Annotated in this window: 11 protein-coding genes; 2 read left to right on the forward strand and 9 right to left on the reverse strand. The window is 66.4% G+C overall.

Going from position 1 to position 13288, the window contains the following annotated elements; all coding sequences use genetic code 11:
- Nucleotides 1-66 precede the first annotated feature (66 nt).
- Together J7528_RS07755 and J7528_RS07760 are read left to right on the forward strand one after the other, a co-directional pair.
- The gene (locus J7528_RS07755; protein ID WP_291872473.1) at nt 67-2790 is read left to right on the forward strand and encodes a TonB-dependent receptor; all 2724 of its coding nucleotides are present in this window, start codon (nt 67-69) and stop codon (nt 2788-2790) included.
- Nucleotides 2791-2932: 142 nt separating this feature from the next.
- Nucleotides 2933-3994 (forward strand): hypothetical protein, encoded by a 1062-nt coding sequence (locus J7528_RS07760; protein WP_291872475.1) that lies wholly within the window; start codon nt 2933-2935, stop codon nt 3992-3994.
- Here J7528_RS07760 and J7528_RS07765 read toward each other — a convergent pair.
- Genes J7528_RS07765 through J7528_RS07805 form a run of 9 tightly spaced genes read right to left on the reverse strand, consistent with a single transcriptional unit; the run spans nt 3991 to nt 13237 of the window.
- Entirely contained in the window at nt 3991-4218 is a 228-nt protein-coding gene (locus tag J7528_RS07765; RefSeq protein ID WP_291872477.1) for a hypothetical protein, read from the reverse strand. The two genes, J7528_RS07760 and J7528_RS07765, sit on opposite strands and share 4 nt — an antisense overlap.
- A 26-nt stretch (nt 4219-4244) precedes the next feature.
- Nucleotides 4245-4766, reverse strand: a complete 522-nt coding sequence (locus J7528_RS07770; protein ID WP_291872478.1) for a lysozyme — start codon at nt 4764-4766, stop codon at nt 4245-4247.
- 43 nt (nt 4767-4809) lie between these two features.
- Nucleotides 4810-5031: a hypothetical protein gene (locus J7528_RS07775; protein ID WP_291872480.1), complete on the reverse strand. Its 222-nt coding sequence runs from the start codon at nt 5029-5031 to the stop codon at nt 4810-4812.
- Nucleotides 5028-5546 carry a hypothetical protein gene (locus J7528_RS07780; protein ID WP_291872482.1) on the reverse strand — a complete coding sequence of 173 codons (519 nt, stop codon included), beginning with the start codon at nt 5544-5546 and terminating at the stop codon, nt 5028-5030. The genes J7528_RS07775 and J7528_RS07780 overlap by 4 nt, the downstream gene beginning before the upstream one ends.
- 26 nt (nt 5547-5572) lie before the next feature.
- The gene (locus J7528_RS07785) at nt 5573-5866 is read right to left on the reverse strand and encodes a hypothetical protein (protein ID WP_291872484.1); all 294 of its coding nucleotides are present in this window, start codon (nt 5864-5866) and stop codon (nt 5573-5575) included.
- A 12-nt stretch (nt 5867-5878) separates the two neighbouring features.
- Nucleotides 5879-7174, reverse strand: coding sequence for a hypothetical protein (locus tag J7528_RS07790; protein ID WP_291872486.1), 1296 nt, complete (start codon nt 7172-7174; stop codon nt 5879-5881).
- Nucleotides 7175-7177: 3 nt separating this feature from the next.
- Nucleotides 7178-7969 carry a hypothetical protein gene (locus J7528_RS07795; protein ID WP_291872487.1) on the reverse strand — a complete coding sequence of 264 codons (792 nt, stop codon included), beginning with the start codon at nt 7967-7969 and terminating at the stop codon, nt 7178-7180.
- 4 nt (nt 7970-7973) lie between these two features.
- Nucleotides 7974-9122 (reverse strand): hypothetical protein, encoded by a 1149-nt coding sequence (locus J7528_RS07800; protein ID WP_291872489.1) that lies wholly within the window; start codon nt 9120-9122, stop codon nt 7974-7976.
- The gene (locus J7528_RS07805) at nt 9122-13237 is read right to left on the reverse strand and encodes a hypothetical protein (protein WP_291872491.1); all 4116 of its coding nucleotides are present in this window, start codon (nt 13235-13237) and stop codon (nt 9122-9124) included. Before J7528_RS07805 ends, J7528_RS07800 begins: the two co-directional genes overlap by 1 nt.
- Between the last annotated feature and the right edge of the window lie 51 nt (nt 13238-13288).

Below are 13288 nucleotides of genomic sequence, written 5' to 3' on the forward strand. Positions count from 1 at the left end.
GTAGTTTGCACCAACGGCCCGCCGCACGACGTCAAACGCGCAGAGCCGGTCAGGGAGGGAGACTCGATGAACACCCAATTCTCGCGCCGCCGTGCGTGGCTGATGGCCGGCAGCGCCACGAGCCTGGCGTTGGCGTTCGCCATGGCCGGCGCCGCTCAAGCGCAGACCACCGCCCCCGCCGCCCAGGACGACAGCAAAGTCGAAGAGATCGTCGTCACCGGCATCCGCCGCGGCATCGAAGGCGCCATCTCGCTGAAGAAGAGCTCGACCTCGATCGTCGAAGCCGTCTCGGCCGAAGACATCGGCAAGCTGCCGGACGTGTCGATCGCCGAGTCGATCGCCCGCCTGCCCGGCCTGACCGCCCAGCGCCTGGACGGCCGCGGGCAGGTCATCTCGATCCGGGGCCTAGCTCCGGACTTCACCACCGCCCTGCTGAACGGCCGCGAGCAGGTCTCGACCGGCGACAACCGCGGCGTCGAGTTTGACCAGTATCCGTCGGAACTGCTGAGCGCGGTCGTGGTCTACAAGACCCCGGACGCCGGCCTGATCGGCCAGGGCCTGGCCGGCACCGCCGACATGCGCACCGTCCGCCCGCTGGCCTTCGGAAAGCGCGCCCTGGCGATCGGCGCCCGCTACGAATGGAACGACATCGGCGCCCTGAACGCCGGCACCAAGGCCCATGGCAACCGCCTGTCGATCTCGTACATCGACCAGTTCATGGACGGTAAGCTGGGGATCGCCCTGGGCTACGCCCACATGGAGTCGCCCTATCAGGCCGAGCGCTGGAACTCGTGGGGCTATCCCACCGACGCGGCCGGCAACCTGGTGATCGGCGGCGCCAAGCCGTACGTGCAGTCCAGCATACTCAAGCGCGACGGCGTCATCGGCGTCCTGGAATTCAAGCCGACCGACAATTTCAGCTCGTCGCTGGACGTCTTCTATTCGGAGTTCAAGAACCACCAGATCCAGCGCGGCATCGAACTGCCGCTGGTCTGGGGCGGCGTGCCGCTCACCGGTTCGCAGGCCTCGGGCAGCTTCGTCACCAGCGGCGCCTTCAACGGCGTGAAGGGCGTGGTCCGTAACGACGGCAACGATCGTGACGCCACGATCAAGTCGGTCGGCTGGAACAACAAGCTGAACGTCGGCGACGACTGGACCCTGGTCAGCGACCTCTCCTACTCGAAGGTCGAGCGCACCGACCAGATCGTCGAGAGCTATGCCGGCACCGGCCGCTCAGGGACCGGCGCGACCGACAACATGACGTTCACGATGAACGACGACGGCGTCGCGATCTTCAAGTCGACCCTGAACTACGCCGATCCCAACCTGATCAAGCTGACCAGCTCGCAGGGCTGGGGCAGCGACATCATCACGGGCGGCCAGGACGGCTATCTGAACCAGCCGACCATCGAGGACGAGCTGAAAGCCGCGCGCTTCTCGGCGACCAAGGCCCTGGACGACGGCCTGTCGTCGTTCAAGGTCGGCTTCAACTACAGCGAACGCTCCAAGGCGCTGGTGAACGACGAGTGGTTCCTGCGCGTGAAGGGCTCGCCCGCCAGCGTCTCGATCCCGCAGTCGGCCCTGGTCGGCACCACCTCGCTGGCCTTCATCGGCATCCAGGGCATGGTCAGCTACGACCCGTTCGCCCTGATCAAGAACGGCACGTACGACCTGGTCCGCAACCCGAACGCCGACGTGCTGGTCAAGAGCTGGGACGTCGAGGAGAAGGTCGCGATCGGCTATGTGAAGGCCAATATCGACGCCGCCGTCGGCAGCGTGCCGGTCACCGGCAACTTCGGCTTCCAGATCGTCAGCACCGACCAGAGCTCGACCGCCCTGGGCGCTTCGGGCACCGGCACGGGCGTTACCCGCGCCAACCTGTCGGGCGGCAAGAAGTATGTCGACTTCCTGCCCAGCATGAACCTGCAGTTCGCCCTGCCGGGCGAGCAGAGCCTGCGCTTCGCCGTCGCCCGCACCCTGGCCCGTCCGCGGATGGACCAGATGCGCGCCAGCAAGACGTTCAGCTACGATCCGTCGAAGGCCGCCAACACCAACATCAACTTCTCGCCGTGGAGCGGCACGGGCGGCAACCCGGAACTCGAGCCCTGGCGCGCCGACGCCTATGACGTGTCGTACGAGAAGTACTTCGGCCGTCAGGCCTACATCTCGCTCGCCGCCTTCTACAAGGATCTGAAGACCTACGTTTACGACCAGAGCGTGATCTTCGACTTCACCGGCTTCCCGACCGGCGGCGGCAATCCCGCCACGCGCCTGGGCCTGGTGACCACCCCGCAGAACGGCAAGGGCGGTAAGCTGAAGGGCGTCGAATTCGCCGCCTCGATCCCCGGCTCCCTGTTCACGGACTGGCTGGACGGCTTCGGCGCCACCTTCAGCGCCTCGTACACCGACAGCTCGATCCACCCGAACCCGGCCGACCTCAGCACCCCGATCCCGGGCCTGTCCAAGACCGTGGCCAACCTGACCGTCTACTACGAGAAGAACGGCTTCTCGTTCCGGGTCAGCGACCGCTATCGCTCCAAGTTCCTGGGCGAGGTCTCGGGCTTCGGCAACGGCCGCAACTACCGGATGGTCAAGGGCGAGTCCGTGGTCGACAGCCAGATCGGCTACACCTTCAGCGACGGCCCGATGGACGGCCTGTCGCTGCTCGCCCAGGTCAACAACCTGACCAACGAGCCCTTCGTCACCTATCAGAACAACGATCCGCGCCAGGTCATCGACTATCAGAACTACGGCCGCACCTTCCTGGTGGGCCTGAACTACAAGTTCTAAGCGCGTAACACCTTCCCCAAAGCCTTTGGCGCCCCTGTCGGTCCTGCCCGACAGGGGCTTCTTTTTGGGTTCGAGCTAGAGTTTAAAAGCTCTCTTTAGAATTGAGCCGGATAGTGCCCGCCAATTGTTGGGGGAGCGCAGAATGCCGTTCAAGACCGTCCGCATGACCGTGCTGCTGGCGAGCGCCAGCGTGCTGACCGCCTGCGCCAGCCATGACGAGGTCGCCGCCCTGCGCCAGCCGGCCCTGCCGCCGCTGGCCGTGGCCAAGGCCGCTCCCGCCCGCCCCTACTATCGCAATGTCGCCGTCCAGGCCGTCGAGGGCGCGCCCGAGTTCCGCTGGTTCGATGGCGGCGGCGTCATCACCACCCGCCCGACCCGCGCTGAGGTCACCGCCGGCCTGAACAAGCACCTGCTGGGCGCCGAGATGCTGGCGCCGTCGCGCCTCGACGCCGAGTACATGCTGTACACGACGTTCGAAGACCTGCGCGGCCCCAACGTCTGGTGGGGAACCGACAAGCTGGCCACGGCCCGCGTGACCTTCCGCCTGGTGCGCTGGCGCACGGGCGAGCTGGTGCGCGAAAAGACCGTCGAGGCCGGCTATAACGTCCACTGGACCGGCGCGACGCCCGAGATCGCGCGAGCGGCCATCGGCGGGGCCCTGGTCGGCATCGGCCTGGGCTACTACGTCAACCAGAACCACATCGTCGACATCTATGACGCCCCAATCGCCGGCGCCATCGGCGGACTGGAAGCCGCCAGCATCGGCGGTCCGCGCCAGTGGGGGCCAGGCTTCGCCAGCGCCTTCACCGCCGCCGTCGCCACCGGCACGGCCGCCGGCCGTTTCCAGGACCTGGAGGCCATGCTGGCGGGCGGCGCGATCGGCGCGGCTGGCGCCGCGGCGGGTCCCGTGCCTGTTCAGCGGCAGGTCGCCGCGAACGGCGAGATCACCTCCGGCTTCAACGGCACGCTACGCCGCGCCGCCGCCACGCGCGGCCTGATGGCCCTGGCGTTCGACATGTTCATGAACGATCTCAGCCGCGACGGCTCGGTGGTCTACAAGACCGCCGTCTCGTGCCGGGCCCTGAACGGCGACGCCGGCCGCGGCCCCTACCTGGCCGAGACCGCCAACGCCTATGCCGTCGACTGTCCCGGCGCGCGCTACAACGACGCCAAGACGGCCAAGGCCTATCCCAGCCGCTTCTAGGGTTTCGCCTCCGGCGCTTCGGCCGGCGCGCAGACCCGGGTCACCTTCAGCGACCCGCCGCCCGGCTGGCCCTTGTCGACGTGCAGGTCGACCGTGCGCTCGCAACCCTCGTTCAGCACCTTGACCGCCTGGGCCAGGGTCACGGGGTCGACGGCCATGCCGGCGCAGCCCGACAGGGCCATGGACAGCACAAGGCCCGCCATCGGGCCGATGACGTGTTTCATCTCTAGCTCCTTGGATTGTTGAAGGATCAGGCCGCGCGGCCCAGGAAGACCGCGCGCTCGGCCTCGCGCCGGTTCACGAGGCCCGGCAGCTCGCGACCGCCGGCATAGCGCCACATCCGGAAGGCGTCGGCCGCACCGACGACGTCGCCAGCGATCAGCCGCCGGCGCACGCTGCTGCTCTCGAAGGCGGTCAGGCCGATGTTGTAGGCCAGGCTGGTCAGCGCCCCCAGTTGGGCGTCGCTCAGCGGCGTTTTCGGAAACAGCGCCGCGACCTTGTCGCAGACGCGCTGCGCATCAGCCTTCAGCAGCGTATCGGCGTCCGCCCGGATCATCCCCGCCGGCCACCGCGTGCGCCACAGGCGGTAAGCGGTCTCGCGGTCCTTCACCGGACGACCACCGACGAACAGGGCGTGACCCCAGCCGACGGTATAGATCCCGACCGGGTCTGGCTGAGGCTCCAGGATGGCGGTCTTGCGATCGCCGTCGTGCAGGCCCTCGAAGCGCTGGATAAGCGCCAGCGCGCACGCGGGCACGGCTCGCGTGGTCATGGTGATGTCCTTTGATGTTGCGGCGGGATGCTCCCGCCCGCCGTCAGGCCTTCTCGGTCGTGACGGTCGTTTCCGGCGAAGCGGCACGCGGACCAGTCCGCGTCAGGAAGGTCGCCAGGGCGCCGATGATCACCAGCATGATGTCCTTGGCCGTCGCCCTGGGCTCGAAGAAGACCAGCAGCACCGCCAGCAGGATCAGGCCCAGCAGCGCGGCGGCGACCAGCACCGTGTCGGCTGACGGATGGAAGTCGCGCAGGACGGTCATGTGACGACCTTCTGTTTCCTTCGGCGCGGCGACTTGGCGGGCGCGTCGAGGGTGATGACGGTGGCCCTCCCCTCCTCCAGCACGGTCAGGCCGCGCGGGCGCGCGCCCTTGGGGATGTCGATGCCGTGGCGGCGGAGGTGCTCCTGCAGGCTCTCGATATGCTGGCGCATCTGGGCGGTCTCGCCACGGCATTGCAGGTTCTCGTTCTCGAGTTCCTCGACGCGATGCCGCAGCTGGGCGACCTCTACGGTCAGGGCGTTTCGATCGGCTTGAAGGGCCGCGATGAAGCCCTCGGCCTGGTGACTGAGCGCTGTCTGGAAGGCCGCCTGGGCGGTCGTGAGATCCGCCGGCGCCTTGGCCCGCGCGGCGAGAAAGGCCCAGAGCCCGCCGCTGCCCATGACGAGCCCCAGCCCCGCGACGACCTGTGAGGCAAGGTCCACTGTACGCTCCTGACCTTTCAGTTCGTTTGGCGATTGATGGCAATGAGACCAGCGATGCGGATCGGTGACCCGCATCGCTGCGTCGTCCTAGGGCTCTACGATCAGAGCTCGTTGCCCTGGAGGTAGAAGTCGCTCGAGCCGCTCTTGGCGATCACGGTTCCAGCCGGCCAGATCACGGGCAGTGGGGTGAAAGCAACGCCCGTTGAATAAGCGTAAGGCAGAACCTGAGCGATCCCGTTGACCTTGTAGCCCGGGTTGCCCGTAGGGGAGCCCGACTGAAGAAACCCGACGAACGTCTTGCCATCGGCAACGGTATAGACCACGGCGCTCGAGGCCAGGGCCGAAGTTTCGACGACGATGAGCCGGCCGCCGCCGGCCGGATCCTGCATAGCCATTGTGGCGCTCCTTTATTTGGTTTTGATGCCGGTGATCTTGCAGCGGACGGTTCCGTAGTCCGCCGCGAGCTGCGTTGCTGAACCAAGGGCGATCAGGGCTCCCCCGGCATTCGGGATGCTTGGAATCGTGAACTTGTAGACGACGGCGTCAGTCAGCTTGTTGAAAAGCCAGACAGTCTTGCTGGAGCCCGTATCGGGATCCAGTGCGAGTACAAGATCCTGATTGTAACTGTTGCTGTAGGGTAGCTCTGACCAAATCTGGGACGAAGAAGTATTATAGCTGTGCGTGTATAGCGCCTCACCCATCCTGTTTACCCGGACTGGCGAGAAAGTCGTTAGCGGCGCAGTCCCGCAGCTGATGCACGCGAGTCCTTGATCCGCATTCCCACCATTGTTGTAGTACCCAAAATAGGCTTTGTAGACGCCCGTCGAGGTCTTCGTGATGAACGGCTGACCGATGACTCCAAGTATGGTCGATCCCGAGCCATCGGTGTCGTATCGGACAGCGCCCAGGTAGGCGCCCGTCGTCGCGTTGCTAAAGTAGACATTCAATTCGGAATAGATATGCGACATCATTAAGCCGCCGCGAATGGCGAACGACGAGTACTGATTTGTCAGCTGCACCGTCCCCAGCGTCACATCCGCCAATTGCGTTGACGTCGCGGTGTTGTAGCGCTTCAGGGTCGACGCAGACGTGGCCGCATAGATGATCCCGGTCTCGACGTCATAGGCCATGAACCAGACGATCGCCCCACCGAAGAGCGACGTCTCCGCACCCGCTAGGCCGCCAGCGCGGCGATAGGCGGCGGTCTTGGTGCTGTTACCGCCGTGCGTGTAGTAAAAGTTGCCACTGGCGTCAAAGAAAGCGCAGCGGGGAGATGCGCATGCCAGTTGCGGTGAGATCGTCGGACTGGTTGCGGCCGCGCCGAGCGTCGCAAGACTCTGGGGCGAACCGGTCTGCTGCTCCGTGAAAACCGTGGGCTGGCCCAGCAACGTGTAGCTATTCTGGTTGCCCGTGAAGCGCATGAGGTTGCCGAAGATCGGCAACGCGGCGGTGGACAGCGTGGCGACGGCGTCGGCCTGGATGATATCGGACCCAGACAGCCGCCAGCTATAGTCGCAGGGCATGTACGGCCTCCACGAGGAGCCGTTTAGCCGAAGGTTCAGGACCTTCCGACCCGGGTTGCTCCAGGTGAAATCGCGGATGACCAGACTTTCGTTGGCCGCCAGATCGAAAAGCGTCTGGCCCGCGGCGAGCTGGTTATAGTCGCAGGTGACGTCGCAGATGACTTCGGTGGTATCGACCATGGTCTAGAAAACTCCGTGTTTCATCAGGTAGGCGACCGGGACTTCGACGGGTTCGGGAGCCCATTCGAAGTCGAAGTCTGACGTGGATTTTTTCTTCAGCAGGTAGCCCTTCGCGCCACCCGTGGGGGTGCCGATGCCGGGAATGCCCTGCACGCCCTGCACGCCGGGCACCCCGCCGATGCTGATGTTCCAGTTGCTGACCGAGCCGCTGCCGCCGGCCTGGGTGACGGCCACCGTCAGGGTCGCGCCGGCGTAAGACGTGCAGACGCCGACCATGAACTTGGTCGGATCGCCTTGCGCGACGGCATAGATCGGCATGCCCTCGACGAAGCTTTCGTTGGCGTCGACGGTCCAGGTCTTGGTCCCCGTGCCCAGCGTGTTGGCGGTCAGAGACTTGGTCGAGAACGAGACGCCCGAGGCGACGTTCTGGATCTGGGTCAGGGTCGCGACGGCCTCGCTGGCCTTGGTGGTCGCGATGCCGGCTTGGGTGGTGGCCAGGGTCACTTGCCCGGCGGCCAGGGTCACCTGCCCCGCCGCCAACGTGACCTGGGCCGCCGCGAGCCCGACCTGATCGGCCGCCTGGGTGGCCTTGGCTGTCGCCGTCGCCGCCGAAGCCGCGGCGGCGGCCTTGTCCGCCGTGACCTGGACGGCTAGGCCGTAGACCTCGGTCGAGAGCGCATTTGTCTCGGTCACGAAGGTCGGCATCTGTCCCAGGAAGGCGTCGGCCCTGGTGTTGAAGTTGGCGGGATCGTTGGTGGATGGCGGCGTCGGGAACGCCGTGATCTGTGCGGGCACGGGGTCAGACCTCTTCGAGTTCGAGGGAAATCAGGGCGTCATCGGGCTGGTCCATGTTGATCGTGAACCGCTTGTAGACACCGACGATGAGCAGGGCCGCGAAGTAGCCGCTCTCCTGGTCGTCCAGGCCCGACCACAGCGCCGGCACGGCGTTGAGGTCGTCGCGCAGCTGCAGGACCCGATCGACGTCGGTCTTGCGGCAGCGCAGGGTCTGGACGGTGCGCGGCACCGAGCGGCGGGGCACCAGGGCGGCGGTCCCGAAGTCGTCGCGATCGATCTTCGAGAAGTTCAGGGCGTCGCTTTCGGCCTGGTGCTGGGTGGCGCCCAGATAGACCGACGTGCCCAGCACCACGCCGCCGCAGGTCACGGGACCGTTGGCCCTGGTCAGGGTGATGGTGATGACGGCGTTGGTGTACGGCGGCAGGTCGAAGCGCGCGAACTCCTGCCGGTAGCGGAACGCGCCGAAGAAGTAGTCGTACCAGCCGCTGGTCGGCCGGTTCAGCAGGTTGGCCGAGGCGGTGTAGACCGTCGCGCCGGCCACCGTGACCGTGACGGAAACCGTGTCGGCGACGATGCCGACGACGCCGATCGAGTCCACGCGCTGGCCCGGCGTCAGCGACACCGTCAGCGGCGAGGCCGTGGTGGTGCCGGTGTTGCGCAGCAGGTCGAACATCGCCCAGCGGCTGGTCGGGCCGATGTCGGTCCACCAGCTGTCGCCGGTCGTGGCCGGGTTCTGACCCAGGTTCGCGGTCGTCGCCACGGTGTGCGAACCGCTCTGCGTCCCGCTACCCGAAAGCGGGGAACCACCGGCGCTGGCGGCGACCTTGAAGGTGTTCGCCGTATCGGCCAGCACGTAGTAGGTCGTCCCGGCGGCGATGGCCGAAGGCAGCGCGCCCGTCGTCGAGAACACCACCGGCGTGTCCGCGACGAGACCGTGGCCAGCCCAGGTCACAACGCCGTTCGAAGCGATCGTCACGTTGGCGATCTTGCGGGCGACCGCCTCGTAAAGGCGGTGAGTGGTCGGGCTGAAGACCTTGTCGCCGTTCTTGTAGGCCGTGGTCGCGCTCCAGGCCGCCTCCCCTGCCGAGGGTTCGGCGCAGGTGGTGCTGGTCAGGATGGCGGGCGTGATCGTGATGGGAGGAAGCGCGCGCATCAGGCAGCCGCCTGTGTCTGCATGGCGCGGCCGCCCTCGGTGACGTTGGTCAAGGTGCGCTCCATCTTGTCATTGCTGGTGGCGATGCGAGCGCTGGTGGCGCGAAGCTCGGCGAGCTCCGCGCGCAGGCGCTGCAGTTCCTGGATCAGGGCCCGGTCGCCCTTTTGGTCGGCGCGCTGGACGTTGACAGCTTCGCCAGGGCTCAGGGCCAGGCCGAAGAACTTGGAGTCCGGAGGACCCGAGCCACCAACCTCGAAGCTGCCGCCGGTGGCGTAGCCCTGGATGAGCCGCTGGTATTCCAGGTAGTCGTACTGGTCCTTGTTCCGAACCTTGAAGGTCTGCAGCAGGGAGTAGGCCTGCGTGCCGGGAATCATGACCTCGAACGGGATATTGTGCTCGGCGTAGAAGGCCGGATCCCGCAGGGATTCGGTGTAGGCCATCTGCCCCAGCATGGCGTCGTAGTTGTACTTGCCATCCAGGGTCTTGGTGAGGTCGACAGCGCTGCCGCCCGCGCCGGAGCCCGTCGTCGGCGGCGCCGGATTGCCCAGGCCCAGGTTGGAGCCGTCCACCGAGACGACGCCCGCCGACCGGGCCGCTGCCAGTGCGCCGCGCAGGCTGAAGATCGCCTGCTCGACCGAGACGACGCTGGCGTTGATCTGGATTAGCCCCTGCACCGAAGCGTCCAGCGCATCGAGCTGGCGCTGAGCGATCGAGACCTGGCGATCGGCCGTATCCGCCGCCTCGTCCACCGCGTTTCGCACCAGGCCGACGTCACGCAGATAGTCCAGGCTGGTCGACACGTAGTCGCGCGAGGCCGCCGTGAACGCCTCGCCCTCGCTCTGCAGCCGCCCCATGGCGTCGGGATCGCCCAGGCGGGCCATGGCCGCGGTCGACAGGAACGTCTCCCGCGTCCGGCGATAGCGCGCGCCCGGATCGGTTCCGGCGATCGTGTCCGTCAGGCTGCCGCTGAACGTCCGCAGCGACGCGGACAGCTCCTTGAACTTGTCCTTGGTCGCCTGGATGGCTTCCTGTTCGCGCTCATAGGCCTGGGTCAGCACGTCGCGCGCGGCCGACACCTTCTCGGCGGCGTCCTGCGCGGCCCAGGTGCGCCGCATGTAGTCCTTCTGGACGTCGTCCTCGACCTCGGCCAGGGCCAGGTCCCGCCGCATGTTCTTGGCCAGGTCGGTGTAACCTTGGGCGTCCCAAAGATCGGCCAGGGCGTTCGAACGATCCCTCGCCAAGGCTTTGTCCTTGGCTTCCTTCTCGGCGGCTTCGGCGGCCACCGTGGCCGCGTCCTCCACGGCCCACAGGGTCTTGAGCAGCGGCAGCAGCGAGGCGTCGAGCGCCTTGACGGCCTCCTCCTCGGCCGCCCGGGACTTGGCCAGCTTGTCAGCCGGCTTCATGACCAGATCGTCGATCCGGTCCTGGATCGACTTGGCCTTGTCATCGACCGCCGCCTTGGTCGTCTCAGCCGCCGTGGCGACCTTGTCGAAGGCCGGGGCCAGCTTCATCATCGCCGCGTAGAGTTCGGCGCCCGCCTCAGTCGAGACGTCCAGACCCAGGACCGTCTTCGCGAAGCCGTCGCGCGTCAGGTCGGTCGGCAGCTTCAGACGGGCCAGCTCGCCCGTCACGGACTCCTTCACTGGCTTCAGCCGCTCGTCCTCGCTCAGGAAGTGCTCGGCGAAGAAGGCGGTCTGCGCGGTGAGTTCTTCCAGGCCGCCCGAAAGCTTGACCAGGCGTTCGCGCGCGGCGTCGGTCGCGTCGCCGACCGTACTGAACACCATGCCGAGCGAGGCCAAGGCCTCGTTGACGCTCTTGATGTCGGCCTCGCGCTGCTTGGCGTCCTCGATATCGAAGAGCTGTTGCTGCCTCGCCTGATTCGCCGGCGCGATCCCGTTGAGGGTCTGCTGCCGCCGCAGTCGTTTCGCCGTCGCGGTATCGCCGCTTGCCTCGGCGATCTGGATGTCCAGATCGTAGCCCTGGGCCGCGATCTGCGCCTGCCGTTGCGCCTCCTCGGCGGCGGCCTGGGCCTTGGCCTGTTTCTTGGCCTTCGAGGAGCCGAAAAGGCTGCCGATGCCGCCCAGTACGGCGCCGATGGCGGCGCCGGCGACGTTGCCGATACCGGGAATGATCGTGCCGGCGGCGGCCAGGGATGCGACGAGGCTCATGCCTCCCAGCGCGCCCGACGCGGCGCCGCTGATGGCGGATCCTGTCCTGCCGCCGACAATCCCGCCAACGCCTTGAGCAACGCCAGCCAGCGCCGTGAACTTATCCGCGGCCGTACCGGTCTTCCCGAACGCCTTCTCCAATTGACCAAGAAGACCGACCATAGAGCCGAGGGCGCCGGTCCAATCGTTCTTGTTCAGCGCCGTTGCGATGCCTTCGATGCTGATCCGCGTGGCGTCCGCCTGAGCGACGTTCTTAGCCAGGGCTTCGGCGACATCCTCGAAAATGGTCGAGAAATGAGGGCCATCCCCAATGATCTCGCGCATCGTGTGTAGCGTTTCGCGCTGCTGCGCCGCGACGGCCCTCTGCGCTTCCTCGGCGCCTCTAGTGACGGCGGTCTGCTGCTCCCATTGATCTCGCAATTCCACGAGACGATCATGAAGCTGAGAGGTCGGCGCCTTCAGGATTTCCAGGTTGATTTGACGCCGACGGATCTCCTCATTCGAGAGACCCATTGTCGCGATTTCCTCGGACAAGGCATCGGCGAAGTCCTTGGAAGACTGCGCGCCTCGCGACCAGGCCTCGTCCTCAGCCGACAGCGCGGCAGTATGGCCTTTGACGGCCTGTGTATGAACGATGGTGGCGGCTTGCGCCTTCTGCAGCTCCTTGCCGTGCGCCACAATCGCTTTGCTGGCGCGCTCGTATCCAACGTCGAGATTTGCAATTCCGCCGTTGGCGGCATCAATGGCAGCCTGAGCAGCACCCTTCTCCCGATTGAGTTCCGAGCCTGCGCGCCCCCCCGCAGTCGAAAGGCGGCGATCCCGATAGGTTCCGCGTGGCCCGGTCTTCTCCGTGACGACCCCATCTTGCAGGTCCGCCAAACGCGCTTCGGCGCCCGCTTTCTTGGCCATTAAGTCCGCACGGGCGACCTCATAGGTCGCCTTCGCTCGATCCAGCTGAGCCTTGGTGTACTCCTTGACGTTCACCGTGACCCCAGGCGTCGGGTCCTGACTCAAGATGTTGTTGAGGTCAGATATGGCTTTGGCCGAGATATCGCTCGCACCAGCTGCAGCGGTGGACGACTGGGCCGCATCACGCTGAGCGAACGCGAGCGCCGCCACGCCGGCGATCAACGCACCGACGACCAAGCCAATCGGACCACCGACCGCCCCCAGGAGCGCGGCGCCCAGCCCTCGAGACGCGACGGCCGCCTCGGTCGTCGCCGCCGTCGCGACCACAGCGGTTTCCGCGGCTATGACATTCTTGGCCGCAGCCTCGGTCGCGGCAGCGGCCTGCAGATGCAACGCGCCGGCGGCGCCTCCTGAAGCGGCCGCGAGCGACACATTGGCCGACGCCGCCTCTCCAGCCGAGGCCGCAGCGATCTTGGAAACAAGGGTCTGCGCAGCCTGCGCGCCTGCGATCGTGAGGAGGCTCGCCGCCAGACTTCCGGCTGAACCGCCAAGCTGGCCAAGGACGCCACCCAGATCCGCGCCGTCGATTTTTGCCTTCACAAGAACCTTGGAAACGTCAGCGGTCTTGGCGGCCAACGTCTTCAAGGGATCTTCGCCTGATGCGATCTTGGCGAACGTATCGATCAGGACACCGCTCAGCTCCTTGGCAGCGTCGCGCGAGGCTTTCAGCTGATCGGCGCTCGCTTTTGCGGCGGCTTCCGTCGTCTTCAATGCGCTGCTGGCTGGCGCCTGGACCTTGGCGATCTCTGCTTGAGCCAGCGCAGCCGCCCGGGTAGCCGCCGCGTGATCGTTCAGACTCTTGGTGATGGCGCTGAGATCCGTCGCCCCCCGCGATGCTTGCTTGTTCAAGTCGGCGATCGCCGCAGCCAAGCGGTCGGCAGCCTGCGTCGCGGTGCGCTGCGCCGAAGCCAACGAGTCCGTTGCGCGAGCAGATTTGCCCAACTGCGAGATCAGCTCATCCAGATCCTTGTCAGCCACAACGGCTCTCCCAAAAAGTTCGGGCCGCGCCTCGGTGAAGAGGCGCAGCCC

It is taken from the genome of Caulobacter sp. (assembly GCF_017744445.1).
Classification (GTDB): Bacteria; Pseudomonadota; Alphaproteobacteria; order Caulobacterales; family Caulobacteraceae; genus Caulobacter.